This is a genomic window from Nocardioides sp. Soil_C_8 (assembly GCF_057656315.1).
Window position 1 is genome coordinate 623,502 of the sequence record NZ_JBDGKQ010000002.1, and the last position, 23,798, is coordinate 647,299.

The 23,798-nt window shown below is 73.3% G+C and carries 20 protein-coding genes; 11 read left to right on the forward strand and 9 right to left on the reverse strand.

What is annotated here, in order from left to right:
* Positions 1–39: 39 nt before the first annotated feature.
* Together AC3A3L_RS12820 and AC3A3L_RS12825 are read right to left on the reverse strand one after the other, a co-directional pair.
* Entirely contained in the window at positions 40–1,266 is a 1,227-nt protein-coding gene (locus AC3A3L_RS12820) for an SfnB family sulfur acquisition oxidoreductase (protein WP_487640417.1), read from the reverse strand.
* Between the two features lie 181 nt (positions 1,267–1,447).
* Complete coding sequence (locus AC3A3L_RS12825; protein ID WP_487640418.1) at positions 1,448–2,749, reverse strand: acyl-CoA dehydrogenase family protein; 1,302 nt, start codon at positions 2,747–2,749, stop codon at positions 1,448–1,450.
* A gap of 153 nt (positions 2,750–2,902) precedes the next feature.
* On the opposite strand from AC3A3L_RS12825, the gene AC3A3L_RS12830 reads away from it, so the two are divergent.
* Entirely contained in the window at positions 2,903–3,925 is a 1,023-nt protein-coding gene (locus tag AC3A3L_RS12830) for a LysR family transcriptional regulator (protein ID WP_487640419.1), read from the forward strand.
* On the opposite strand, the gene hemE is transcribed toward AC3A3L_RS12830, so the two are convergent.
* Positions 3,891–4,937: a uroporphyrinogen decarboxylase gene (hemE, locus tag AC3A3L_RS12835; protein ID WP_487640420.1), complete on the reverse strand. Its 1,047-nt coding sequence runs from the start codon at positions 4,935–4,937 to the stop codon at positions 3,891–3,893. The two genes, AC3A3L_RS12830 and hemE, sit on opposite strands and share 35 nt — an antisense overlap.
* Before the next feature lie 71 nt (positions 4,938–5,008).
* Between hemE and AC3A3L_RS12840 the strand changes: the two genes are divergently transcribed.
* Positions 5,009–5,629 (forward strand): DUF3000 domain-containing protein, encoded by a 621-nt coding sequence (locus tag AC3A3L_RS12840; protein ID WP_487640421.1) that lies wholly within the window; start codon positions 5,009–5,011, stop codon positions 5,627–5,629.
* Positions 5,630–5,633: 4 nt separating this feature from the next.
* Entirely contained in the window at positions 5,634–6,974 is a 1,341-nt protein-coding gene (locus AC3A3L_RS12845) for a ribonuclease D (protein ID WP_487640422.1), read from the forward strand.
* Positions 6,975–6,980: 6 nt separating this feature from the next.
* Here AC3A3L_RS12845 and AC3A3L_RS12850 read toward each other — a convergent pair whose 3' ends face one another.
* From AC3A3L_RS12850 to AC3A3L_RS12870, 5 genes are all read right to left on the reverse strand, one after another.
* A complete protein-coding gene (locus tag AC3A3L_RS12850; protein ID WP_487640423.1) occupies positions 6,981–8,402 on the reverse strand; it encodes an ABC transporter substrate-binding protein in 1,422 nt (473 codons plus the stop codon).
* 9 nt (positions 8,403–8,411) lie between these two features.
* Complete coding sequence (locus AC3A3L_RS12855; protein ID WP_487640424.1) at positions 8,412–8,867, reverse strand: type II toxin-antitoxin system PemK/MazF family toxin; 456 nt, start codon at positions 8,865–8,867, stop codon at positions 8,412–8,414.
* 137 nt (positions 8,868–9,004) lie between these two features.
* Positions 9,005–9,601: a hypothetical protein gene (locus AC3A3L_RS12860; RefSeq protein ID WP_487640425.1), complete on the reverse strand. Its 597-nt coding sequence runs from the start codon at positions 9,599–9,601 to the stop codon at positions 9,005–9,007.
* A 55-nt stretch (positions 9,602–9,656) separates the two neighbouring features.
* Positions 9,657–13,481 carry an ATP-dependent RNA helicase HrpA gene (hrpA, locus tag AC3A3L_RS12865; RefSeq protein ID WP_487640426.1) on the reverse strand — a complete coding sequence of 1,275 codons (3,825 nt, stop codon included), beginning with the start codon at positions 13,479–13,481 and terminating at the stop codon, positions 9,657–9,659.
* Between the two features lie 42 nt (positions 13,482–13,523).
* Entirely contained in the window at positions 13,524–13,976 is a 453-nt protein-coding gene (locus AC3A3L_RS12870) for a hypothetical protein (protein WP_487640427.1), read from the reverse strand.
* Between the two features lie 197 nt (positions 13,977–14,173).
* On the opposite strand from AC3A3L_RS12870, the gene AC3A3L_RS12875 reads away from it, so the two are divergent.
* The 6 genes from AC3A3L_RS12875 (at position 14,174) to AC3A3L_RS12900 (ending at position 19,620) form a co-directional block, all read left to right on the forward strand.
* Positions 14,174–14,578: a YciI family protein gene (locus AC3A3L_RS12875; protein ID WP_487640428.1), complete on the forward strand. Its 405-nt coding sequence runs from the start codon at positions 14,174–14,176 to the stop codon at positions 14,576–14,578.
* 4 nt (positions 14,579–14,582) lie between these two features.
* Positions 14,583–15,773: an RNA polymerase sigma factor gene (locus AC3A3L_RS12880; protein ID WP_487640429.1), complete on the forward strand. Its 1,191-nt coding sequence runs from the start codon at positions 14,583–14,585 to the stop codon at positions 15,771–15,773.
* A 39-nt stretch (positions 15,774–15,812) separates the two neighbouring features.
* Positions 15,813–16,538 (forward strand): response regulator transcription factor, encoded by a 726-nt coding sequence (locus AC3A3L_RS12885; protein ID WP_487640430.1) that lies wholly within the window; start codon positions 15,813–15,815, stop codon positions 16,536–16,538.
* Positions 16,535–17,977 carry a sensor histidine kinase gene (locus AC3A3L_RS12890; protein ID WP_487640431.1) on the forward strand — a complete coding sequence of 481 codons (1,443 nt, stop codon included), beginning with the start codon at positions 16,535–16,537 and terminating at the stop codon, positions 17,975–17,977. Before AC3A3L_RS12885 ends, AC3A3L_RS12890 begins: the two co-directional genes overlap by 4 nt.
* A gap of 21 nt (positions 17,978–17,998) precedes the next feature.
* On the forward strand, positions 17,999–18,826 hold the full coding sequence (locus AC3A3L_RS12895) for an SDR family NAD(P)-dependent oxidoreductase (RefSeq protein ID WP_487640432.1): 828 nt from the start codon (positions 17,999–18,001) through the stop codon (positions 18,824–18,826).
* A 224-nt stretch (positions 18,827–19,050) separates the two neighbouring features.
* Complete coding sequence (locus AC3A3L_RS12900; RefSeq protein WP_487640433.1) at positions 19,051–19,620, forward strand: DUF402 domain-containing protein; 570 nt, start codon at positions 19,051–19,053, stop codon at positions 19,618–19,620.
* On the opposite strand, the gene AC3A3L_RS12905 is transcribed toward AC3A3L_RS12900, so the two are convergent.
* On the reverse strand, positions 19,598–21,019 hold the full coding sequence (locus AC3A3L_RS12905; RefSeq protein ID WP_487640434.1) for a threonine/serine exporter family protein: 1,422 nt from the start codon (positions 21,017–21,019) through the stop codon (positions 19,598–19,600). The genes AC3A3L_RS12900 and AC3A3L_RS12905 overlap by 23 nt on opposite strands.
* 79 nt (positions 21,020–21,098) lie before the next feature.
* On the opposite strand from AC3A3L_RS12905, the gene AC3A3L_RS12910 reads away from it, so the two are divergent.
* Both AC3A3L_RS12910 and AC3A3L_RS12915 read left to right on the forward strand, forming a co-directional pair.
* Entirely contained in the window at positions 21,099–22,232 is a 1,134-nt protein-coding gene (locus AC3A3L_RS12910) for a glutamate--cysteine ligase (protein WP_487640435.1), read from the forward strand.
* 114 nt (positions 22,233–22,346) lie between these two features.
* Positions 22,347–23,750: a WS/DGAT/MGAT family O-acyltransferase gene (locus AC3A3L_RS12915; protein WP_487640436.1), complete on the forward strand. Its 1,404-nt coding sequence runs from the start codon at positions 22,347–22,349 to the stop codon at positions 23,748–23,750.
* The last annotated feature ends 48 nt before the right edge of the window (positions 23,751–23,798 follow it).

Sequence of the window (23,798 nt, forward strand, 5' to 3'; positions counted from 1 at the left end):
TCCTTTCGCGGGGTCGGAGCCGGCCGTCGGTGCCGGGAGTCAGAGCTGGCCGTGGTTGGGCGGCGGCGTGCCGTCGGCGACGTACCTGCCGAGGTGCTGCACCTTCCAGGCGGCCGGGTCGTGCAGGGTGTGGGTGCGGGCGTTGCGCCAGTGGCGGTCGAGGTCGAGCGAGGCGAGCGCCGAGCGGGTGCCGGACACCTCGAAGAGCCGGCTCGACACCTCGACCGACACGCGCGCGGAGTGGGCGCGTACGGCGGCCACGGCCAGGCTCGCGGCCGCCGCGGTGTCGGCGGTGAGGTCGGCGTCGGCTGCGTCGACCGCCAGGGCCGCCTCGCGCAGCAGCGCCTCGGAGGCGCGTACGTCGAGCTCCATCTCGCCCAGCGCCTGCACGACCAGCGGGTCGTCGGTCGCCCGCTCCACGCCGGCGTCCGGGTAGGGCCGCGACCTCGTGCGGACGAACGCGGCGGCCTCGGTGAGCGCGGCGCGGGCGATGCCGACGTCGAGGGCGGCGTGCAGCACCTGGGCGAAGGCGCCGTAGGTCTGGGGGCCCTCGAAGGTCAGGTGGTAGGGCGTGATCCGGTCCGCGGCCACCTCGACCTGGTCGAGCCGCACGGTGCCGCTGGCGGTGGTGCGCTGGCCCATGCCGTCCCAGTCGTCGGTGACGCTCACGCCGGGGGCGCGCCGCTCGACCCAGGCCACGTGGAGCGGACCAGTGCCCGGCGCGGCGAGCGTGTCCTGGCGGGCGAGCACGGGGATCCAGTCGGCGAAGAGCGCGCCGGTGCTGTAGCCCTTGGTGCCGCTCAGGGTCCAGCGTCCGTGGCCGGCCGGGGTCAGCGTCGTACGGATGTCGCGGACGTGCCTGGTGCCGGTCTCGGACTGCGCGTTGCCGAACCGCTTGCCGGCCAGCACCTCACGGAAGAAGAACCACTGCTGCTCACGGGTGCCCTGGTGGCGCAGCGCGTTGACGTAGACGAAGTGGCTGTGCGGCACCTGGGCCACGCTCGGGTCGCCCGTCGCGAGGATCCGGAAGACCTCGGCCAGCGTCTCGACGGGGAGCCCCGCGCCGCCGTGCTCGGTCGGCACCGTCAGCGCGAGCAGGCCGGAGGCGGAGAGGCGGTCGAGCTCGCGCCCGGGGAGCACCCGGTCGCGGTCCCGCTCCAGCGAGGTGGCCGCGAGGTCGGCCGCGATCTCGGTGGCGACCGCGATCGCCTCGTCGTGGGACAGGACCGGGACGGCCTCGACCTCCGGGACGACAGCAGCGCTCATCTCTCCTCCAACACAATCTCTATCGATCTTGTAGACAAACGTAGCAGCGACGTACCGGGATCCGGGGACCGGCGTCGCGTGGGGATGTCGAGGGGGTGGAAGGGGATGCCTTGCAGGCAACGCAAGGCACCTCCCTCCACCCCCTCCGGAGCCGGTGCGTGACCGGTCGGTCCCGGGTGCCTCAGCCGGCGTCGCCGGAGCGGGCCGGCGGCGCGTCCCACTCCTGGCGCCGGCGCGTCCCGCCGATCGACCAGGCGTAGGGAGGCGGGGTGCCGTTGACGGCGTGGGCGCCGACGACCCGCGCCTTGAGGATGCGCGGGTTGTGCGACGCGACCGTGCGCGCGTTGCGCCAGTGGCGGTCGAGGGCGAGCGGCCGCGCGGTGGCGGAGGCGCCCAACGCGTCGAAGAGGTCCGAGGTGGCCCGCAGGACCAGCTCGGAGACCGCGACCTGGGCGGTCGACGACTCGATCTCGCTCGCCTCGACGAGGGCAGCGATCTCGTCGGCGCTCGCCAGCGGCGCGTCCGCGACCGCCTGGATGCTGCCCGCCACCCGCAGGGTGGCGGCCTCGGCGGCGTAGACCGCGGCAGCGATCCCGCCGACGAGCGCGAGCACCTGGGCGTCGTCGCGCACGCGTGGCGCGTTGGCGTGGGAGAAGTTGCGCGTGCGCTTCTGCACGGCCTCGACCACGTCGCGCAGCGCCGCCCTGGCGATGCCGGTGAGCGTGGCGAGCAGGTTCAGCTGGTAGAACGCGGTCTGGTAGGGGAACCGGTCCTCGAAGGGCAGCACGTGCTCGGCCGGGACGCCGACGTTGTCGAACGTCGTCGTGCCGCTGCCGGTGCCCTTCTGGCCGAACCCGTTCCAGTCGTCGACCGTGCGCACGCCCGGGTCGCGCGTGTCGACGAGCGCGATGGCGGTGGGCTCCTCGACCTCGTCGGGGTGCCCCGGACGCGCGAGCCGCGCGTGCACGTCGGTCCACTCCGCGAAGATCGTGCCGGTCGTGTAGTACTTCGTGCCGTCCAGCCGGTAGGAGCCGTCGGCGCGCGGGCGCAGCACCGTGCGCGGCAGGTCGATGTCCGAGCCGACCTCCGCCCACGCGTTGCCGGCCATCTCCCCGGCGACGAACCGGTCGAACCAGACCCGCTGGTCGCTGGTGCGGGCGTGGTGCCACAGCCGGTCCTCGACCAGGGCGAAGTGCCCGCGGAAGGCCTGCGGCAGGTTGGCGTCGACGGCGGCCAGGTCGATCCACAGCCGCGCGAGGCCGACGAGGTCGAGCCCGCCGCCCCCGGACGTGGCCGGCACGCGCAGCGCGCCGAACCCCTCGGACTTGAGCAGGCGCACCGCCTCGACGGGCAGCTCGCCGTCGACCTCGCGCTGCAGGGCGCCCTCCGAGATGGAGGCGAGGACCGCGCCCCAGTCGGTGGACCGGGGGCCGGTCGCGGAGTCGTCCCGGCTGCGGGTGGGCGGGACACGCAGGGTGGTCATGGGTGAGTTCCTCCCGTTTTGTATAGTTACTTAGTAGACTTTAGGGAATCGAGGTCGCGGACCACGAACTCCCGGTAGCAGGTTTTGCCGTCCACCCCGCGACACACCCCTCAACACCAGACAGCCAGACCAGACCCCCGGCAGGAGCAGAGCGTGCGGATCGAACAGCTGGAGTACCTCGCGGCGGTGACCGAGCACGGCTCGCTGCGCCGCGCGAGCGAGGCGATGCACATCTCCCAGCCGGCGCTGAGCGAGGCGGTGACCAAGCTGGAGAAGGAGCTCGGCACGACGCTGCTCGACCGCCGGCGCACCGGGTCGCGGATCAGCCGGCAGGGCCTCGACCTGCTGCAGAACATGACCGAGGTGCTCGAGGCGGTCGACCGGCTGCGGCAGGCCGCGGGCCAGCAGTCCGTACGCCGGCGCGACCTGCGCATCGGCACCGTCGTCACCGCCTCGTCCAGCCTGCTCGCCCCTGCGTTGCGCGACCTGCACGCGCGCCACGGGTCCGGCGGCGTCGAGGTCGTCAACGGCCGGCAGGTCGACATCCAGCAGGGCCTCGCCGAGGGGTCGCTCGACCTGGGCCTGGTCAACGTGCTCCCCGGCGACGAGGTCCCGCCGACGCTCGTCGCGGACCGGCTCATCGAGGGCACGCCGGTCGCCTGCCTCCCGGTCGGGCACCCGCTCACCGCCAAGGAGCAGGTCACGGTGGACGACCTCCGCGCCGAGCCGCACGTCCTCATGCGGCCCGGCTTCGTGATGCACCGCTACGCGCACCGGCTCTTCGCCGGCAGCCTGCCGAGCACGACGTACGCCACCGACGGTGCCGAGATGGGCAAGGCGATGGTGGCTGCAGGGCTGGGGATCTCGGTGCTCCCCGACTTCTCCATCGTCGCCGACGCCCTGGTCCGCGCCGGTGTGCTCACCACGCGGCCCATCCAGACCGACCAGACGACGGTCACCCTGCTGATGCTGCGCCGCCGGGCCGAGCGGGTGCCCGAGCCGCTGCGCGACCTGCAGCGGGCCCTCGTCCGGCAGGCCCGGATCTACCTGTCCTCGGTCGACCTGCCGGCGGCCGCGTCCGCCCCGGCCGCCGCCGAGGCGCAGGTCGACCCCGCTGCGGACCTGACGCCGGTGACGCCGATCAGCAGCCGTGCACGAACTCGGTCAGCGCCGTGAGCTGACCTGGGTCGGTCGAGGGGATGACCCCGTGGCCGAGGTTGAAGATGTGGCCCTTGGCCTTGCGCCCCGCCTCGATCACCTCGGCTGCCCGCGCGGTCATCACCTCCGTGGGCGCGAAGACCAGGGTGGGGTCGAGGTTGCCCTGCACCGCCCGGTCACCGACCAGCGGGATGGCCTGCTCCAGCGGCGTGCGCCAGTCGACACCGACCACGTCGGCGCCGGCCTCGCCCATCAGGCCCAGCAGGTTGCTGGTGCCGACGCCGAAGTGGATGCGCGGCACGCCGAGCTCACCGGCCGCGGCGAGCACCCGCTGGGAGTGCGGCATGACGGAGGCGCGGTAGTCGGCCGGGGTGAGGGCACCCGCCCACGAGTCGAACAGCTGGACGGCCGAGGCCCCGGCCTCGACCTGGATGCGGAGGTAGGCGGCGGCGATGCCGGCGATCTTGCGCATCAGCGCGTCCCACACGTCGGGGGCTCCGAACATCATCGCCTTCGTCCTCGCGTGCTCCTTCGAGGGACCGCCCTCGACGAGGTAGGACGCCACGGTGAAGGGCGCGCCGGCGAAGCCGATCAGCGGCGTCGCGCCGAGCTCGGCGACGAGCTGCCGCACGGCCTGCGAGATGTAGGGGACGTGCTGGGGCGTGAGATCGGGGATGGCCTCCACGTCGGCCAGCGTGCGCACGGGCGAGGCGACGACGGGGCCGACGCCCGGCTTGATGTCGAGGTCGACGCCCACGGCCTTGAGCGGAAGCACGATGTCGGAGAAGAAGATGGCCGCGTCCACGCCGTAGCGGCGTACGGGCTGCAGGGTGATCTCGGTGACCAGGTCGGCGTCCATGCAGGACTCGAGCATCCCGATGCCCTCGCGCACCTTCAGGTACTCCGGGAGCGAGCGCCCCGCCTGCCGCATGAACCAGACCGGGGTGTGGGACGGGACCTCACCGCGCGCCGCCGCGAGGAAGGGGCTCTGGGCCAGTCCGGGATGGGGCGTGGGTACGGCGTCGGTCACCCCCGAATCTTCGCAGGTCAGGCGGCGTGGCGGCACATCGGCGGAGCCCGGCGCTGGCCTACTCTGACCTCATGGTGGCCCGTCACGAGACCCACCCGGGCAGTGCTGCCGCGGCTGGGCCCGCGGAGTTCCGCTCGGCTGTGGAGTCGATGCGTCGGGCCTCGCTGCGCCCGGAGGTCTTCTGCGAGGAGATGCCCGCGCCCCAGCGCATCGCGCCGTGGTCGTCGGCGCTGAGCGGTGACGTCACGGTCGACGAGGAGGACCTCGGCACCGGACGCCTGATCCTGCTCCACGACCCGGCCGGCAACGACGCGTGGGACGGCACGTTCCGCTGCGTGGCCTACGCCCGCGCCGACATCGACCCCGAGCTCGGCGCAGACCCGATGCTGGCCGCCGTCGGCTGGTCGTGGCTGGTCGAGGCGCTCGACGCCCACGGCGCCGGTCACCACGCCGCGTCCGGCACCGTCACGTGCGTGACCACCGAGAGCTTCGGCGGGATGGCCGAGGAGGCCGGCACCGCCCAGGTGGAGATCCGCGCGTCGTGGACCCCCGACGTCGACGAGGCCGGCGGCCTCGACATGACCGCCCACGTCGAGGCGTGGGGCGAGCTCATGTGCACCGCCGTCGGGCTGCCGCCGGTGCCCGAGGGGGTCACGGCGATCCCCAGCCGACGCGGACAGCGCGGCACCTGACCCGATGCCCGACCCGACACCCGACCCGATGGCGGACCTCCCGCCGGGCACTGCCGAGCACTTCCCCACCGGAGCCCCGCCCGAGGGTGGGCCGGCCGACTCCCACGACCCCGGGACCGACGCACCGCCCCCGCCGCCCGCCCCGCTGCTCGAGCTGCGCGACGGGCTCCCCGACGTCGTCGACACCGACGCCGGCCTGCTGGAGGCCTGCACCGCGCTGGCTGCGGCAACAGGCCCGGTCGCGATCGACGCCGAGCGCGCGTCCGGCTACCGCTACTCCAACCGCGCCTACCTGATCCAGCTGCGCCGCGAGGGCGCCGGCACCTGGCTGGTCGACCCGATCGGCATGTCGACCCTGGCCCCGCTCCAGGAGGCCCTCGAGGGCACCGAGTGGATACTGCACGCCGCCACCCAGGACCTGCCGTGCCTGCGCGAGGTCGGCCTCACGCCGACCAGCCTGTTCGACACTGAGCTCGCCGGGCGCCTCCTCGGCTACCCACGCGTCGGCCTCGCCACTCTCGTGGAGACGGTGCTGGGGCAGCGGATGCGCAAGGAGCACTCGGCCGCCGACTGGTCGACGCGCCCGCTGCCGACCCCGTGGCTGGAGTACGCCGCGCTCGACGTCGAGGTCCTCGTCGAGCTCCGCGACCACATGGCCACCGAGCTCGAGCGGGCCGGCAAGGCGGAGTGGGCGCGCCAGGAGTTCGACCACCTGCTGGGCTTCGAGCCGGCCGTCCGCGTGGACGCGTGGCGTCGTACGTCCGGGGTGCACCGGCTGCGCGGGCGCCGCGCCCTGGGTGCTGCCCGGGCCCTGTGGGAGGCCCGCGACGCCATCGCCGCTGAGCGCGACGTGACCCCCGGGCGGATCCTGCCCGACTCGGCCATCGTGGTCGCCGCGGCGGCGATGCCGACCGACCGCCGGGCGTTGCTCGCGACGCAGGGCTTCCACGGACGGGGTGCGAGCCGCTACGCCGCGACCTGGGTCGAGGCCCTGCGCGAGGCCCGCGAGATGGACGAGGACGACCTCCCGACCCGCGCCCCGCGCGGCGACGGTCCACCGCACCCCCGCACCTGGGCCGACCGCGAGCCGGTCGCCGACCGTCGCTTCAAGGCTGCCCGCGAGGCGATGCTCAACCTCGCCGAGGTGCACCACCTGCCGGTGGAGAACCTGCTCACCCCCGACTACCTCCGACGGCTGATGTGGGCGCCACCGGCGACCCGTGAGCCCGCCGAGCTGGCCGAGGCGGTGCGCGCGCAGCTGGCGTCCTACGGCGCCCGACCCTGGCAGGCCGAGCTGGTCACCGGCGCGCTCGTCGGCGCGATCCTGGGCGCCGAGCGCGAGTAGTCCGCCTCACTCGGAGGGCGACTCGCTGGGGTCCTCGGTGGGCTCCGTCGTGTCCGACTCGTCGGGCGACTCGGTCTCCTCGGGCGAGAGGATCTCCTGCGAGGTCAGGTCGATCTCCTCGGTCAGACCCTCGAGGTCGAGCGGCCCCGGGGCGGTGACGAGCTGCTCGAGCAGCGGGGTCACGGCCTCGATCAGCTCCTCGCGCTGGTCGATGAACGGCGGGACCACCATGTAGCGGATGCTCTGGTTGTAGACCTCCGAGCTGGCCGGCTCGTCGTCGGGCGCGAGGAAGTCGTCCGACGCTGCCACGGACGTGTTGGCCGGGACGATGTAGCCGGTCGAGGCGACCGTGGCGATCGCCGCGTCGGAGACGGCGTAGGCGATGAAGTCGGCGGCGTCGTTGACCACCTCGGAGTCGGCCGAGATGCACAGCCCGCTGATGTCGCCCACGGTCGCGCGGTTGTCGATGGTCGGCATCGGCAGCACGTCGAAGTCGAGGTCCTCCGCGTCGCGCAGCTGGGGCACGAGGTTGCGGAAGCCCGCGATCATCGCCAGCTCGCCGCGCTTGAAGAGCTGGACCGGCGTCGCCCGGGCGAGCTGGGCGTTGGTCGGCGTGAGCGCGGAGTCGCGCAGGATCGCGAGCGTCTCGCTCAGCGCCTCGCGCGTGTTGTCGTCGGAGAAGGCGAGCGAGGTGGGCTCACGGTCGTCGTCGAACACCTGGCCGTCGCCGGAGTAGATGAAGGGCGCCAGGCCCTGCAGCGTCGGGTCGATCCAGACCCCGCGACGGTCGCCGCGACGGCTGGCGAACTGGGCCGCGGCGCCGAACTGCGCGAGGGTCCAGCGCTCGCGCCTGCCCTCGGAGTTGGCGGTCGGCACGTCGAACCCACGCCGCTCCATCCGGTCGAAGTCGATGATCTCGGTGTTGTAGTAGATGACCATCGGCGACACCGAGTACGCCATGCACTGCAGCTCGTCGTCCATCGCGAAGGCATCGACGGCGTCGCGCGAGAAGCGGTCACCGAAGTCGACGCCCCGCTCGTCGAGCAGCAGGCTCACCGGCTGCAGCGCCTCCCCCTCGACGAGCTGGTCGAGGTCGATGCGCGAGGTGAGGAAGGCGTCCGGGGCGTTGCCGGCGAGCACGTCGGCGACCGCGGACTCGTGGTCCGGCCACGACTTTAGGGTCACCTTGCGGGTCGTGGAGGAGGCGTTGAAGGAGTCGACGACGCTCTGGAAGGCGGCGACCTCCTCGTCGGTGCCGTAGGCGCCGAAGGTGACCTCGCGCGGCTTCTCGGTCGGCTTGCCCGACGAGGCCGGCGGCTTCGACGGCTGCGACTCGGGCTCGGCGCTCCCGGAGCATGCGGCCGTCGTCAGCGCGACCGTGAGGGCGGTCGCGAGGAGGGCGTTGCGGCGGAAGGAGGAGCGAGACACGGCCAGACCCTATCGGGACAGACCACGCCGAGCCGCCACGACGGCAGTGAAGATCGTCTCGTCGAGCGCGGCCCCCTCCCGCCGTACGGCGCCGCGTGTGAGGTGGATCAACCGGTCGAGGCGCACCTCGCTGGGCCGCCCCTGCGAGTCCCACCCGCCGGTTCCGACGTCCATCCAGTGGCGCCCCCATCGGGCCTCGTCCTCGGCGTCGCGGTCGTGGTCCTGGCTGCTGAGCATCAGCCCCACCCAGTCGTCACCGGCGGTGTCGAGGACCAGCACCGGCCGGTCCTTGCCCTGGCTGGGGTCGTCCTCGTAGGGCACCCACGCCCACACGACCTCGCCCGGGTCGGGCTCACCGTCACGCTCGGGGGCGTACGTCGCGTCGCGTGCGGTGGGAGCCGAGGCGGTCGCGCCGGCCCTGGAGATGCCCGAGATGAACGCGCCGAGGCGCTTGCCGATGCTCACGCCCGGAGCGTAGACCGAGACCGACGTGAGTGAGTGCGCCGGACCGGGAGCGCCTCACGGCGCGTGGCCGCTCGTAGCGGCTAATTGTGGGACCCGGGGCTGCCACAGCCCGACGCACTCACGGATATTTTAACGCCTCAGGCGAGCGAGTCCCTGATTTCCACGTGACCCGCCGCCTCGAGCTGCTCCGACAGGGTGAGCATCCGGGAGATCTCCTCGTGCGAGGCGCTGCCGAGCGCGGCGCGGCCGGCAGCCACGATGCGCGCGAAGGCGGAGGCGCGGAAGAGGGTGACGGCGAAGTCGCCGCGGGTGATGCCGCGCAGCACGTCGTCCACCATCCGGCGCAGCTCGTCGGGGCCGGGCGGGTCGGCCACCCCCGCGACCACGCGGGCGACGTCGACACGGCGCTGCCCGGCCTCGTAGTCGGCGGCGACCTGGTCGGGGCTGGCGTGCACCCACGAGCGCAGGAGGAACAGCCGCCACAGGCTCCCCGCCAGCGTGTCCGCGGGAGCGCCCGACCACACCTCGGCCAGCGTCTCGAGGCCCTCGGTGTCGGCGAGGCGGACCACGCGCTCGGCCAGCCCGGGGTCGTGCGACTCCCGGGCGCCGCGCACCAGCACGGTCGCGGCGAGGTCACCGGCCTCCCGCACCTGGGCGGGGTCGGCTCCCCCCACGATGTCGGCGAAGAACCCGTCGCCGGGCGTCATCGGGCGGTGGTGCGTGCGGCCGGTCATCGCTCCACCCTAGGTCGAGTGCGCGGGTCGCGGGCGACCACGGCCCGGAGCGCGCTCAACCGGTGCGCGCCATCACCTTGCGGATGCGCTGGTCGCTGACCTTCGTCGCCGTCCCGAGCTGCTGGGCGAAGAGCGAGACGCGGTACTCCTCCAGCAGCCACCGCGCGTCGCGGAGGTGCTGCGGCACCGGCTGCCCGGCGGGCAGCGCGGCGACGGCGTGCAGCCACGCCTCCTGGAGTCCGGCGAGCTGGTCCATCAGCTGCCGGTCGCGGGCGACCTGGCTCTCGAGTCGCTCGCGGCGGTGGGTCACGGCGGCGAGGTAGCGGGGGTAGTCGCGCAGTCGTCGTACGCCCGCCTCCCCCACGAAGCCGGGCTCCATCAGCCGGCCCACCTGGGCGCGCATGTCGGTGAGGGCCGGGAGCGTCATCAGGTCGGCCCGCCCGGAGATCGCCTTGTCGGTGGTGCGCCACGCCTCCAGCACGCGCATCACGTCGTGCACCGCCGGCCCCAGTCCCGAGGCGACGGCCTCGCGGGAGGCGGCGACCACGGCCTCGTACGCCGCCGCGTCGCGCACGATGGGGTGCTGGTCGACGACCTCGCCGACGATGCCGGCGCGCACGTCGTCGAGGAGGTCGGCCACCGACGGGTAGGGCGACCCGACGAGGGCGAGCTTGGCGCGCTGGTCGAGGCCGGCCGCGGCGAGCACGTCGTCGACCGGGTCGGCCGGGCCCAGCGCGAGCAGCACGAGGCGGCGTACGCCGAGGCGGTGGTGCGCCGCGGCCTCGTCGGCCGTCGCGAGCACCTGCAGGCCGACGGTCGACCCCTCGTCGACGAGGGCGGGGAAGCCCCGGACCTCGTGGCCCGCTCGGCGCTGGACGAAGGACTCGTGGACCGTGCCGAAGGTCCACCCCGTCTGGCCGGTCGCGGTCACGCCCGAGTCGGACGCCACGTCGGCCATCGCCTGCTCGAAGGTCGGCCGCAGGGGTTCCTTCAGCGCGTCGAGGTCCTTGCCGCGACCCGCTTCCACCCCCTCCTCGGTGACCACGCGGTAGGTCGGTCGCAGGTGCGCGGGCACCTTGGACCAGTCCCACGCCTCGCGCGCGATGACGAGGCTCCGGGTGCTCCGCGCGAACCGCTCGAGGGCGTCGAGCAGCGGCTCGGCCCCCGGCGGCGTCGCGTCGAGGAACTCGCGGGCGGTGTTGGGCGCGGGCACCATCGCGACCCGGAGGTTCTTCGGCAGCGACCGGATCAGCTCGGTGACCAGCTCCTCGCGCAGCCCCGGCACGAGCCAGGAGAAGTCGTCGGCCTCGATCCGGTTGAGGGTGGCGACGGGGACGTCGATGGTGAGCCCGTCGTCGGCGGCACCGGGCTCGAAGTGATAGCTGATCGGGAAGGTCAGCCCGGCCTCGTCGCTGTCGTGCCACTCGGTCGGGAAGTCCTTGGCGCGCACCTCGCCCGCGGTGTCGTGGGTGAGCATCTCGGGGTCGAAGGTGAGCAGGTCGGGCTTCTTCTGCCGCGCGCGCTTCCACCACTGGTCGAAGTGCTGCCCACTGACGACGTCGGCGCCGACGCGTGCGTCGTAGAACTCGAAGAGCGTCTCCTCGTCGACGACGATGTCGCGGCGCCGGGCGCGGTGCTCGAGCTCCTCGGCCTCCTCGAGGAGGCGGGTGTTCTCGGCGAGGAACCGGTGGCGGGAGTCCCACTCCCGCTGGACGAGGGCGTGGCGGATGAAGAGCTCGCGTGCGAGCGGCGCGTCGATCTGGCCGTACTGCACGAGGCGGTCGGCGACCAGCGGGACGCCGTACAGGGTGACCCGCTCGCGGGCCATGACCGCGGCGCGCTTGCGCGACCAGTGCGGCTCCGAGTAGGTCCGCTTGACCAGGTGGGCGCCGAGGCGCTCGGCCCACTCGGCCTTGATTGCGGCGTTCTGCCGGGCCCACAGGCGCGAGGTCTCGACCAGCTCGGCGCTCATCAGGAAGTCGGGGTTGCGCCCCTTCAGCACGCTGCCGGGGAAGACCGCGAAGCGGGCGTTGCGGGCGCCGAGGTACTCCCGCATCGGGCGCCGCTCCCCGGGCTTGGCCTTGTCGCGCTCCTCGAGCGCACCGATGTGGCTGAGCAGGCCGGAGAGCAGCGCCTGGTGGATGCCGTCCTCGTCGTACGCCGCTCCGCCCTCGGAGCTGCCCGTCCGGCCCAGGTCGAGCTTGAGCTCCTTGCACACCTGGCGCAGCTGGGACTCGTAGTCCTGCCACTCGCGGATGCGCATGTAGTTGAGGTGCTCACGCCTGCACATGCGGCGGAAGGCGCTGGACGACAGCTCGCGCTGCTGCTGCCTGATGTGGCGCCAGAGGTTGAGCCAGGTGAGGAAGTCGCTGGAGTCGTGCTTGAAGCGGGCGTGCAGCTGGTCGGCGTGCGCCCGCTGCTCCTCGGGGCGCTCGCGCGGGTCCTGGATGGAGAGCGCGGCGGCGATGACGAGGACGTCGCGCAGGCAGCCGAGGCGCTCGGCCTCCAGGATCATCCGGCCCAGCCGCGGGTCGATCGGCAGGCGGGCCAGCCGGCGACCGGTGTTGGTCAGGCGGGGGCGCGCGTCGGCGACGGTCACCGCGCCGAGCTCCTCGAGCAGGTCGGTGCCGGCCTTGACGTTGCGGCGGTCGGGCGGCTCGACGAACGGGAACCGGGCGATGTCGCCGAGCCGGAGCGAGGCCATCTGGAGGATGACGCTGGCGAGGTTGGTGCGCAGGATCTCGGGGTCGGTGAACTCCGGGCGCGCCTCGAAGTCCTCCTCCGAGTAGAGCCGGATCGCGATGCCCTCCGAGACGCGGCCGCAGCGCCCGGAGCGCTGGTTGGCCGAGGCCTGGCTGATCGGCTCGATCGGCAGCCGCTGCACCTTGGTGCGCACCGAGTAGCGGCTGATGCGCGCGACGCCGGTGTCGACGACGTACCGGATGCCGGGGACGGTCAGCGACGTCTCGGCGACGTTGGTGGCGAGCACCACGCGGCGCACGAGGGAGGAGTGGCTGGAGAACACCTTGTGCTGGTCGGCCGCGCTCAGCCGGGAGTAGAGCGGCACGATCTCGAGGCGGTTCGCCCCTCCCGACGAGCCCTGCAGTGCGTCGAACGCGTCGGCGGTGTCGCGGATCTCCCGCTCGCCGGGCAGGAAGACCAGCACGTCGCCGGGGCCTTCGGCCGAGAGCTCGCGGACGGCGTCGAGGATCGCCTCGGTCTGGTCGCGCTGGACCGGCTCGCCGTCCTCGTCGTCCTCCGGCAGCTCCATCAGCGGTCGGTAGCGGACCTCGACCGGGTACGTACGACCCGAGACCTCGACCACCGGGGCGCGGAAGTGCGCGGCGAAGCGCTCCACGTCGATCGTGGCGCTGGTGATGATCACCTTGAGGTCGGGCCGGCGCGGCAGCAGGCGCTTGAGGTAGCCCAGCAGGAAGTCGATGTTGAGGCTGCGCTCGTGGGCCTCGTCGATGATGATCGTGTCGTACCTGCGCAGGTCGCGGTCGCGCTGCAGCTCGGCGAGCAGGATGCCGTCCGTCATCAGCTTGATGCGGCTGGCCTTCGAGGTCCGGTCGGTGAAGCGGACCTGGTAGCCGACGACGTCGCCGAGCTCGGTGCCGAGCTCCTCGGCGATGCGCTCCGCCACCGACCGGGCGGCGATGCGGCGCGGCTGGGTGTGCCCGATCAGGCCACCGCCGTCGGCACGGCCCTTGCCGCGGCCCAGCTCCAGACAGATCTTGGGCAGCTGGGTGGTCTTCCCCGAGCCGGTCTCGCCGGCGACGATGACGACCTGGTGGTCGCGGATGGCGGCGGCGATGTCGTCGCGGCGCGCGGAGACCGGGAGCTCGGCGGGATAGGTGATCTTCACAACGGGCGCCATTCTCGCCCACGACGGCAACCGAATTCGCCGCCGGTCACCGCGTCAGGAGCTCGAGCCCTCCTCGTCGTCCGGCGGCGTGGTCGGCTGGACCTGGCCGGGCACGCCCGGAGGGCCACCGTGCATCGGGCCCCGGCCACCGAAGTCGTCACCGTCACGGCCCATCGGTCCACGCTGCTGCATCCAGCCGTCGCGGTCGTGGTGGTCGTCCGTGACTGCCTGGACCGCCGTCACGCCGAGGCCCCCGACGATCACGCCCGCGAGCGCCGACGCGATGAGGGCGGCGAGGCCGAAGGTCCGGCTGCCGTCGGAGGAGCGGAGCGTGCGGAGGCGGTCGCGGAAGCCACGCCGTCCTGACCCGGCCGCAACGGGTTCGGCGGGCGCAGGAGGCGCGTCCTCGGTCGGCGGCGGGGTGGGCAGTGCGGACTGCGCGGCCGCAGGGCGCACCGGCTGGGTCTCGTCGCCGGGACTGCCGGCGGGGGGCTTGTCGTCGCTCATGGCCGCAGCGTGCGCGTCGTACCTGTGTGCGACCTGTGGGCGGCCCCAGAGCCCGCCCAGACCGCCCTGAGGCCGCCCAGGGCCCGCCCGGAGACACCGCGAGAAAAGTCCTCCCGGCGATGTCGAGAACTGCCGAGCGGCTCCGTCCCCGGGGTGGACGCGGTCAGAATGGGCCGCACCTGACAAGGAGCACCGACATGCCGAAGTACCTGATCCTCAAGCACTACCGCGGCGCCCCCGCCACCGTGAACGACGCCCCGATGGACCAGTGGGCTCCGGAGGAGGTCGACGCGCACATGCAGTTCATGGCCGACTTCGGCAAGAAGCTGGAGGCCAACGGCGAGTACGTCGACGCGCAGGCCCTGTCGCCCGAGGGCGCGTGGGTGCGTGCCGACGAGCAGCGCCAGCCCGCCACCGACGGCCCGTTCGCCGAGACCAAGGACCTCATCGCCGGGTGGTACGTCGTCGACGTCGACGGCTGGGACCGTGCCGTCGAGCTGGCCGGCGAGCTCTCGCTCGCCCCGGGCAAGGACGGCAAGCCGATCCACGAGTGGCTCGAGGTGCGCCCCTTCTACGGCGCACCGTCCGCGACCGACGCCTGAGCCGGTGCCTCCCGTCGACGCCACCCCGTTCGAGTCGGCGACGCTGCGACCGCTCGTCCCGGCGGTCATCGGCGTCCTCGTCCGCCGCGGAGCCGACTTCGCGACGGCCGAGGACGCCGTGCAGGAGGCGCTCGTCGAGGCGTGGCGCACGTTCGGGGCAGGATCCGCGGAGCCGCCGCGCGACCTCAAGGGCTGGCTGGTCACCGTCGCGTGGCGGCGCTTCCTCGACGTCGTACGGTCCGAGACGGCGCGGCAGCGGCGCGAGGTCGCGGTCGACCTCGAGCCCGAGCAGGGACCGACCGAGACGGCCGACGACACGCTGAAGGTGTACTTCCTGTGCGCGCACCCGACGCTGTCGCCGACCTCGGCCGTCGCGCTGACCCTGCGGGCCGTGGCCGGCCTGACCACCCGGCAGGTCGCGGAGGCCTACCTCGTGCCCGAGGCGACCATGGCGCAGCGCATCAGCCGGGCGAAGCGGACCGTCTCGGGCGAGTCGTTCGACCGGCCGGGCGACCTCGCGACCGTGCGGCGTGTGCTCTACCTCGTCTTCAACGAGGGCTACTCCGGCGACGTCGACCTCGCCGCCGAGGCGATCCGGCTGACCCGCCAGCTCGCGGCGCTGGCCGACGGTCGGGACGGGCGGGACCCGGAGACCGACGGACTGCTCGCATTGATGCTGCTCCACCACGCACGGCGTCCGGCCCGGCTGCGCGACGACGGGACGCTCGTCCCCCTCGCCGACCAGGACCGCTCGCTGTGGGACACCGCGCTCGTCGAGGAGGGCGTCGAGGTCCTGCAGGCCGCGCTCGCCCGCCAGCGACGCGGCGAGTACCAGCTCCAGGCGGCGATCGCCGCGCTCCACGCCGACGCCCCCAGCGCCGCGGAGACCGACTGGGTGCAGGTCGTGCAGTGGTACGACGAGCTGCTGGCGCTCACCGGCAGCCCGGTCGTGCGGCTCAACCGGGCGGTGGCGGTGGGTGAGGCCGACGGTGCCCGGGCCGGGCTCGCGGCGCTCGCCGAGGTCGACCCCGACCTGCCGCGCCACCGTGCCGCGGCGGCGTACCTCCACGAGAAGGACGGCGACCTCGCGACGGCGGCGCGGCTCTACGCCGAGGCTGCCGGGCTCGCGACGAACCTCGCCGAACGGACCCACCTGACCCGCGAGGCCGCCCGGCTCAACCGGGCAGCCAGCTGACAGGCCCCGCACAGCAACCTCACAGGTTGCCTCGGCAGGATGCTGCCCGTGCAGCAGCTCACCCGCCCCGACGGCTCCCCCGTGCGCGTCCTCGTCGTCGACGACGAGGTCAACATCGCCGAGCTCCTCGCCATGGCGCTCCGCTACGAGGGCTGGGACCTCCGGATGGCGCACAGCGGGGGCGACGCGGTCGCCGCCGCGCGCGACTTCCGGCCGGACGCCGTGGTGCTCGACATCATGCTCCCGGACTTCGACGGGCTCGAGGTGCTGCGCCGGATGCGCGCGGACGGCAGCGACGTACCCGTCCTCTTCCTCACCGCCAAGGACGCGGTCGAGGACCGCATCGCCGGTCTCACCGCCGGCGGCGACGACTATGTCACCAAGCCGTTCTCGCTGGAGGAGGTCGTGGCCCGGCTGCGCGGCCTGATCCGGCGCGGCGGCACCGCGGCGCAGGCCGAGGCCGGCAACGTGCTGGTCGTCGGCGACCTCACGCTCGACGAGGACAGCCACGAGGTGCACCGCGCCGGCGACGAGATCGCCCTGACCGCCACCGAGTTCGAGCTGCTGCGCTTCCTCATGCGCAACCCGCGGCGCGTGCTGAGCAAGGCGCAGATCCTCGACCGGGTCTGGCAGTACGACTTCGGAGGTCAGGCCAACGTGGTCGAGCTCTACATCTCCTACCTGCGCAAGAAGGTCGACGCCGGCCGCGAGCCGATGATCCACACGATGCGGGGCGCGGGGTACGTCCTGAAGCCGGCGTCGTGACCACGTTCGCCGCCCGGATCCCCCGCACGCTGACCGCCCGGCTCGTCGCCGTGGTGGTGCTGCTCGTGGCGGTGACCGCGGCGGTCATCGGCACGGCGACGACGCTGGTGATGAAGGACTACTTCACCGACCGGCTCGACGACGAGGTGCAGGGCTCCCTGTTCCGGGAGTTCGGGCCGCAGCACGACTTCGGCCCGGGCCCGCGGGGGGACGACCGAGGCCCCGGCGGCCAGCGCACCGGCACCCTGACCGCCGTGCTCGCCGGCCCGGCCGGCAGCTCCTACGGCTCGGTCGTCGAGGACAGCGCGCAGGGCGGGGTCGAGCAGCAGGCGCTGTCGAGCGACGTGCTCGACCGGCTCGCCGACGTGCCCACCGACGGCCGCGGGCACGAGGTGGACCTCCCGGGCCTGGGGACCTACCGGTTGGTGGCAGCCGGGAGCCCCACCGGCGCGACCGCGCTCGCCGGGCTCCCGACCAAGGAGGTCGACGAGACGCTCGCCTGGCTGGTGACGATCGTCGTGGTCGTGGGAGCCGGCGCCGTGGCGCTCGCCGGCGCCGCGGGCACGGTCGTCGTACGTCGCCAGCTGTCACCGTTGCGCGAGGTCGCCGCCACGGCGCACCGGGTCGCCGAGCTGCCGCTGGCGTCCGGGGAGATCGAGATGGCCGACCGGGTGCCGGAGCGCCTGACCGACGAGCGCACCGAGGTCGGCCAGGTGGGCTCGGCGCTCAACGCCATGCTCGACCACGTCGAGCACTCGCTCGGGCAGCGGCACCGCAGCGAGCAGCAGGTGCGGCAGTTCGTCGCCGACGCCTCGCACGAGCTGCGGACGCCACTCGCCACCATCGCCGGATACACCGAGCTGGCCCGGCAGCGGCCCGAGACGAGCGGCACCGCGCTCGACAAGGTCGAGACCGAGTCGGCGCGGATGACGGCGCTCGTGGAGGACCTGCTCCTGCTGGCGCGCCTCGACTCGGGTCGTCCGCTCGAGCGCCGTCCCGTCGACCTCTCCCGGCTGCTGCTCGAGGCGGTCGACGACGCGCGGGTCGTGGACGTCGACCGGTCCTGGCGCCTGTCGCTGCCGGACGAGCCCATCACCGTGACCGGCGACGCGGCCCGCCTGCACCAGGTCGTGAGCAACCTGCTCGCCAACGCCCGCAAGCACACCCCGCCCGGGAGCACGGTGACGGTGACCGGCACGACCGGCCCCACCGGCGCCGGCTTCACGGTGCACGACGACGGCCCGGGCTTCGCCCCCGACCTCGCGCCCCGTGCGTTCGAGCGGTTCACCCGCGGCGACGCCGCCCGCTCCCGGGGCGGGGCGGGCCTGGGGCTGTCCCTCGTGCAGGCGATCGTCGCCGCCCACGGCGGCGACGTGACGCTCGACAGCCGCCCCGGCGACACCACGATCGCCGTCGTCCTGCCCTCCACCACGCCGTAAACGCGAGTTACAATTCATCCCATGAGCCTGACCACCCTCGCCGACAAGGTCGTCGTGATCACCGGTGCCGGATCCGGGATCGGCCGCGCACTCGCGGTCCGGAGCGCGCGGGCGGGCGCCCTCCTCGCCCTGTCCGACTGGGACCGCGACGGCCTCGCCGAGACCGTCACGCTGGCGGAGCAGGCCGGTGCGACGAAGGTCCGTCAGGACGTCGTCGACGTCTCGGACCGGGACGCGGTCGCGGCGTGGGCCGCCGACGTGGTCGAGGACCTCGGACGGGTCAACCTCGTCGTCAACAACGCCGGCGTCAGCGCCACCGGCGACTTCACCGACCTCACCTACGACGACCTGGACTGGATCGTCGGCATCAACTTCTGGGGCGTGGTCCACGGCTCCAAGGAGTTCCTGCCCCACCTCGTCGCGAGCGGCGACGGCGCGCTGGTCAACATCTCCTCGCTCTTCGGGCTCGTGTCCGTGCCCGGCCAGTCGGCCTACAACGCCACCAAGTACGCCGTCCGCGGGCTGACCGAGGCGATCCGCGAGGAGATGCTCGTCAACCGCCACCCCGTGACGGTCACCTGCGTCCACCCCGGTGGCATCCGCACCGGCATCAGCCGCCACGGCCGCAAGGCCGCCGGGCTCGACGCCGCCCGCGTCGACGCGCTCTTCGAGAAGAAGCTCGCCAAGATGCCGCCGGACCGGGCCGCCGAGATCATCCTCGACGGCGCCCTCGCCGGGAAGCCGCGCGTGCTCGTCGGCCTCGACGCCCATGTCATCCACCAGCTCGGCCGCATCCTCGGCGCCCGCTACCAGGACGTCATCGCCCGCCTCGCCCCCCGCACCCGCTGACCGGGCACTTCCTCGCGCTTCATACCGCCGACCGGGCGGTTCCTCGCGCTTCACACCGCCGACCGGGCGGTTCCTCGCGCTTCACACCGCCGACCGGGCGGTTCCTCGCGCTAGCGGCATGCTCATCCGCGAGGAAGTGCCCGGTCGGTGCCTCCTGGCGCGAGGAAGTGCCCGGTCGGCGCCTCCTGGCGCGAGGAAGTGCCCGGTCGCCTAGGTTGAGGTCCATGGATCCCGGGACCGCCATCCGCTGCGAGATGAGCAAGTGGGGCGACCGGCCGCACTGGCGGTTCGACGGTGTCTACCTCGGTGCGGACGAGCACGGCGAGTGGCTCGGGTTCCCCGCGGGCACCCACAACCAGCGTCCCGGCCACGAGTTCCACTCCGAGGTGGCCTGCGTGACGCTGGTCCAGCGCGACCGCTGGCACCTGCCGACGTTCCAGGCGCCGGGGATCTGGTGCGACCTGTACGTCGACGTCACGACTCCTGCGTCCTGGGACGACGGCGTGCTGCGTGCGGTCGACCTCGACCTCGACGTCATCCGGTTGTCCGACCCGCTGCCCGAGAGGGTCTACGACGCCGCCGTCGAGGCCGGGCGCGCGGCCGGCGAGATCTTCGTCGACGACGAGGACGAGTTCGCCGAGCACCAGGTCGCCTACGGCTACCCCGCCGACGTCGTGGCCGCGGCGCAGGCCAGCTGCGACGAGCTGGTCGCGGCCGTGCGCGCCGGCGTGGCGCCGTACGACGGCTCCCACCAGCGCTGGCTGGCGGAGCTCAGTCGCCTGACGACCGCCTGAGCGCGCGCCGCTCGGCCCGGGTCATCGCCCGGTACGGCCCCACCAGGCGGGGACCGGCCAGCCGGCTCTCGAGCTTGCGGGCCTCCCGCTTGAGCGGCTGGGCGACGTACTCACCCAGGATCACGCCCGAGGCCAGCGCGATGGCGACGGAGATCGCGGTCATCAGCGCGAGGATGCCCTGGGAGACGAAGAAGCCGCCCTCGGCGAGGAACGTGAGGCCGCGGTAGATCGACAGACCGGGCAGGAACGGCACGATCGCCGGCACCGCCACGACCAGCGGCGGCACCCGCACCCGGCCGGCGACGGCGTACGCCACGAGGCCGATGAAGAACGCCGCCGCACCCGCTGACATCACCCGGCCGAAGCCCAGCGCGGTGATGCCCTGCGAGATCAGCGCCGCGGCGCCGGTGGTGAGGGCGATGGGGGCGACGGCACGCCGGGGGGCGTACGACGCGACGCTGAAGGCGGCCGCGGACACGGCCGCGCCGCCGATCACCGCCGGGAGCTCCGAGACCCCGAACGCGCCGGGGACGAGCTGGCCGAGCTCGAGCCCGACCCCGTCTGCCACCGCGAGGCCGAGCGCGACGCCGGCGATGATGCCGCCCGTCGCCATCATCGCCTCGATGAGGCGGGCGCTGGAGGTCAGGTAGAAGCCGGTGAGCGCGTCCTGCACGGCGCCCATCAGGCCGATCCCGGCGAGCAGCAGGATGATGTTGGCGGTCACGACCAGCGACGGGTCCACCTCGATCGGCGTCGCGGCCACCGCGCCCGCGAGGAGCGTCGCGATCGCGCCGCCGGCGACCTGCAGGTAGAAGTAGGGCAGCCGCCGGCGTGCGAGCACGATCTGCACCCGGTCGATGAGCGCGGCCGCCACGGCGGCGACGAGCGAGACCACCAGGCCACCGCCGAGGAAGACGCCGACGGCTGCCGCCATCACCATCCACGCGACGGTCACGGCCCAGCGCGGGAAGGCGTGCCCGAGGGAGACGATGGTGGCCATCCGCGAGCGCGCGAGGTAGAGGTCGGCCCGGTCGGTGAGGACGTCGCGCACGAGGTGGTCGACCGCGGTCAGGTCCTCGTAGTCGATGTCGCGCTGCTGCACGTGGCGCAGCATGAGAGTCGGTACGTCGTCCGACGACCGCTGGTGGCTCATCGACAGGGCCGTGAACGTCACGTCGATCTCGGCCGCGCGCAGGCCCAGGTGGTCGGCGACCGAGCGCATCGTCGCGGTGACGTCAGCTGCGCCCGCACCGGACGACAGCAGCATCTCCCCGATGCGCAGGCAGAGGTCCATCGTCAGGTGGATCTCCCGGGCCCGTTCGGCCTCGAGCCGGGCCTCCAGCTCGGCCTGTGGATCGTCCTCGTCCTGGGCGCGCGGTCGTCCGTCCTGCTGGTCCACCCGGCCATGGTGGCAAAGGCCGGATCCCACCCGGCACAGGGGTGAGCCTTGCTCGGTGGGCCGTCCCTAGACTCGACTCATGCGCATCGACTTCCACGCGTCGCCGCAGCCGACGCTCGGCGTGGAGTGGGAGCTCGCGCTCGTCGACCGGTCCAGCCGCGACCTCGTCAGCATCGCCTCGGAGGTGCACGAGCTCGCCGGCGGCCGCCTCGACCAGCCAGAGCGGCTGCACAAGGAGCTGCTGCGCAACACCGTCGAGGTGGTCACCGGCATCTGCGACACCGTCGGGGAGGCCGTCACCGACCTGCGCGAGACCCTCGCCGTCGTCAGGCCGGCGGCGGCCGAGCTCGGGGTCGACCTCCTCGGCGCCGGGTCGCACCCCTTCGCCGACTGGTCGCACCAGCAGCTCACCGAGGGCCACCGCTACGCCGAGCTGATCAACCGCACGCAGTGGTGGGGGCGCCAGATGCTGATCTGGGGCGTCCACGTGCACGTGGGGATGCCCGAGCGCGACCGGGTGATGCCGGTCCTGGCGTCGATGCTGACGACGTACCCCCACCTCCTCGCTCTCTCCGCGAGCTCGCCGATCTGGGCCGGCCAGGACACCGGCTACGCGTCCAACCGTTCGCTGATGTTCCAGCAGCTGCCGACCGCGGGGCTGCCCTTCGCATTCGACACGTGGTCGGAGTTCGAGAAGTGCATCGCCGACCAGACCACGACCGGGATCATCGACTCGATGGCCGACGTCCGCTGGGACCTGCGTCCCGCGCCGCACCTCGGCACCCTCGAGCACCGCGTCTGCGACGGCATGTCCGACCTCGGCGAGCTCGCCGCCCTCACCGCGCTCGTCCACTGCCTCGTCGTCGACCTCGACTCGCGGCTCGCCGCCGGTGAGCACCTGCCCACCCTGCCGCCGTGGCAGGTGCAGGAGAACAAGTGGCGGGCCGCCCGCTACGGCCTCGACGCGATCGTGATCCTCGACGACAGCAACCGCGAGCGGCTCGTCACCGAGGACCTCGACGACCTGCTCGAGCGGCTCACCCCGGTGGCCAAGCGGCTCGACTGCGAGCACGAGCTGCGCAGCGTCGCCGACATCCCCGTCCGCGGCGCCTCCTACCAGCGTCAGCGGGCCGTCGCCCGTGAGTCCGGTGGCGACCTCGTCGCTGTCGTCGACGCGCTCGTCGCGGAGCTCGCCCACTCCCTGGAGTCCTGAGCAGCTCGCCGCCCGCGCCCTTGTGGCGGGGTCGCCGGGGGCGAGAGGATGCCCGGACCTCGCCGCCCCGCCCGGGCGTCGGGGCCGACGGAGAGCCGACCCGAGGAGCAGCCAGTGGTGGACCCGATCGACCCGACCGCGACCGGCTTCCTGCTCGCCGAGAACCGCAACATGCCGATGCACGTCGGGGGCCTCCAGCTCTTCGAGAAGCCTGCCGGCGCCGGGCGCGGCTACGTCCGCGAGATGTACGAGCAGATGCGCGACGTCGAGCAGCTCTCGCCGCTCTTCCTCAAGCACCCGCACCGGTCGGCGCGTACGGCGGGCCAGCTGGTGTGGGTGCCCGACGAGCAGTTCGACATCGAGCACCACGTCCGCCACAGCGCGCTGCCGAAGCCCGGCCGGATCCGCGAGCTGCTCGAGCTCTGCTCACGGCTGCACAGCACCCGGCTGGCGTGGGAGCGACCGCTCTGGGAAGCCACGGTCATCGAGGGCCTGCGCGACGGCCGCGTGGCGATGTACACCAAGACCCACCACGCCCTCGTCGACGGCGTCTCCGCGATGCGCCTGCTGGCCAGCGTGCTGTCGACCGACCCGGACGAGCGCGGCATGCCCGCCCCCTGGGCGATGCGTCCGCGGAAGCCGCGGGAGGAGGCCCCGAGCAGCGGCGACGCGTCGCTGTCCGGCGTCACGGCCACCACGATGCGTACGGCGCTCGCGATCGCGTCGGAGGCCGCCGGGATGCCCGGCGCGCTGGTCCGCACCCTCAACAAGAGCGTCCGCAACGAGACGTCGGCACTGTCGCTCTACGCCCCGCGCACCATGCTCAACCAGAACATCACCGGCTCGCGGCGGTTCGCCGCCCAGGACTGGCCGGTCGAGCGGCTGCGTGCGGTCGGTCGCGCCAGCGGCACCACCATCAACGACGTCGTGCTGGCGATGGTCAGCGGCGCGATGCGGACCTACCTGCTCGAGCTCGACGCCCTCCCCGACACCACCCTGATCTCGATGGTGCCGGTCGGGCTCAACGCCAAGCAGTCGCACCTCGCGTCGGCCGACGGCGGCAACGCTGTCGGCTCGGTGATGGTGCAGCTCGGCACCCACCTGCCCGACCCGGCCGACCGCCTCGCCGCCATCCACCGCTCGATGCAGGCCGGCAAGGACAGCCTGTCGGCGATGACGCCGACGCAGATCCTGGCGATGAGCGCGCTCGGCCAGGCACCCGCCATCCTCGGCCCGCTCCTCCGGATGCAGGGCATCGTGCGGCCGCCCTACAACCTGGTCGTCAGCAACGTCCCCGGCCCGCGCACCACCCACTACTGGAACGGCGCCCGGCTCACCGGCACCTACCCGCTCTCCATCCCGATCAACGGGATGGCGCTCAACATCACCTGCACGTCGTACGACGGCAAGATGTGCTTCGGCCTCACCGGCTGCCGCCGGACCGTCCCCCACCTCCAGGTCCTGCTCCAGTACCTCGACGACGAGCTCACCGCCCTCGAGCGGGCGGCGGGCGCCTGAGTCCGCCCGCGGGAGTCACCGGATATCCGGTGAGACTCCCGCTTGTCA

Excerpts from the sequence above, each read along its gene's own strand:
- AC3A3L_RS12885 (WP_487640430.1), top strand. The coding sequence starts at position 15,813 with ATGCTGCCCGTGCAGCAGCTCACCCGCCCCGACGGCTCCCCCGTGCGC.
- AC3A3L_RS12860 (WP_487640425.1), bottom strand. The coding sequence starts at position 9,601 with ATGACCGGCCGCACGCACCACCGCCCGATGACGCCCGGCGACGGGTTC.
- hrpA (WP_487640426.1), bottom strand. The coding sequence starts at position 13,481 with ATGGCGCCCGTTGTGAAGATCACCTATCCCGCCGAGCTCCCGGTCTCC.
- AC3A3L_RS12825 (WP_487640418.1), bottom strand. The coding sequence starts at position 2,749 with ATGACCACCCTGCGTGTCCCGCCCACCCGCAGCCGGGACGACTCCGCG.
- AC3A3L_RS12820 (WP_487640417.1), bottom strand. The coding sequence starts at position 1,266 with ATGAGCGCTGCTGTCGTCCCGGAGGTCGAGGCCGTCCCGGTCCTGTCC.
- AC3A3L_RS12840 (WP_487640421.1), top strand. The coding sequence starts at position 5,009 with ATGGTGGCCCGTCACGAGACCCACCCGGGCAGTGCTGCCGCGGCTGGG.
- AC3A3L_RS12910 (WP_487640435.1), top strand. The coding sequence starts at position 21,099 with ATGCGCATCGACTTCCACGCGTCGCCGCAGCCGACGCTCGGCGTGGAG.
- AC3A3L_RS12895 (WP_487640432.1), top strand. The coding sequence starts at position 17,999 with ATGAGCCTGACCACCCTCGCCGACAAGGTCGTCGTGATCACCGGTGCC.
- AC3A3L_RS12870 (WP_487640427.1), bottom strand. The coding sequence starts at position 13,976 with ATGAGCGACGACAAGCCCCCCGCCGGCAGTCCCGGCGACGAGACCCAG.
- AC3A3L_RS12875 (WP_487640428.1), top strand. The coding sequence starts at position 14,174 with ATGCCGAAGTACCTGATCCTCAAGCACTACCGCGGCGCCCCCGCCACC.
- AC3A3L_RS12845 (WP_487640422.1), top strand. The coding sequence starts at position 5,634 with ATGCCCGACCCGACACCCGACCCGATGGCGGACCTCCCGCCGGGCACT.
- AC3A3L_RS12900 (WP_487640433.1), top strand. The coding sequence starts at position 19,051 with ATGGATCCCGGGACCGCCATCCGCTGCGAGATGAGCAAGTGGGGCGAC.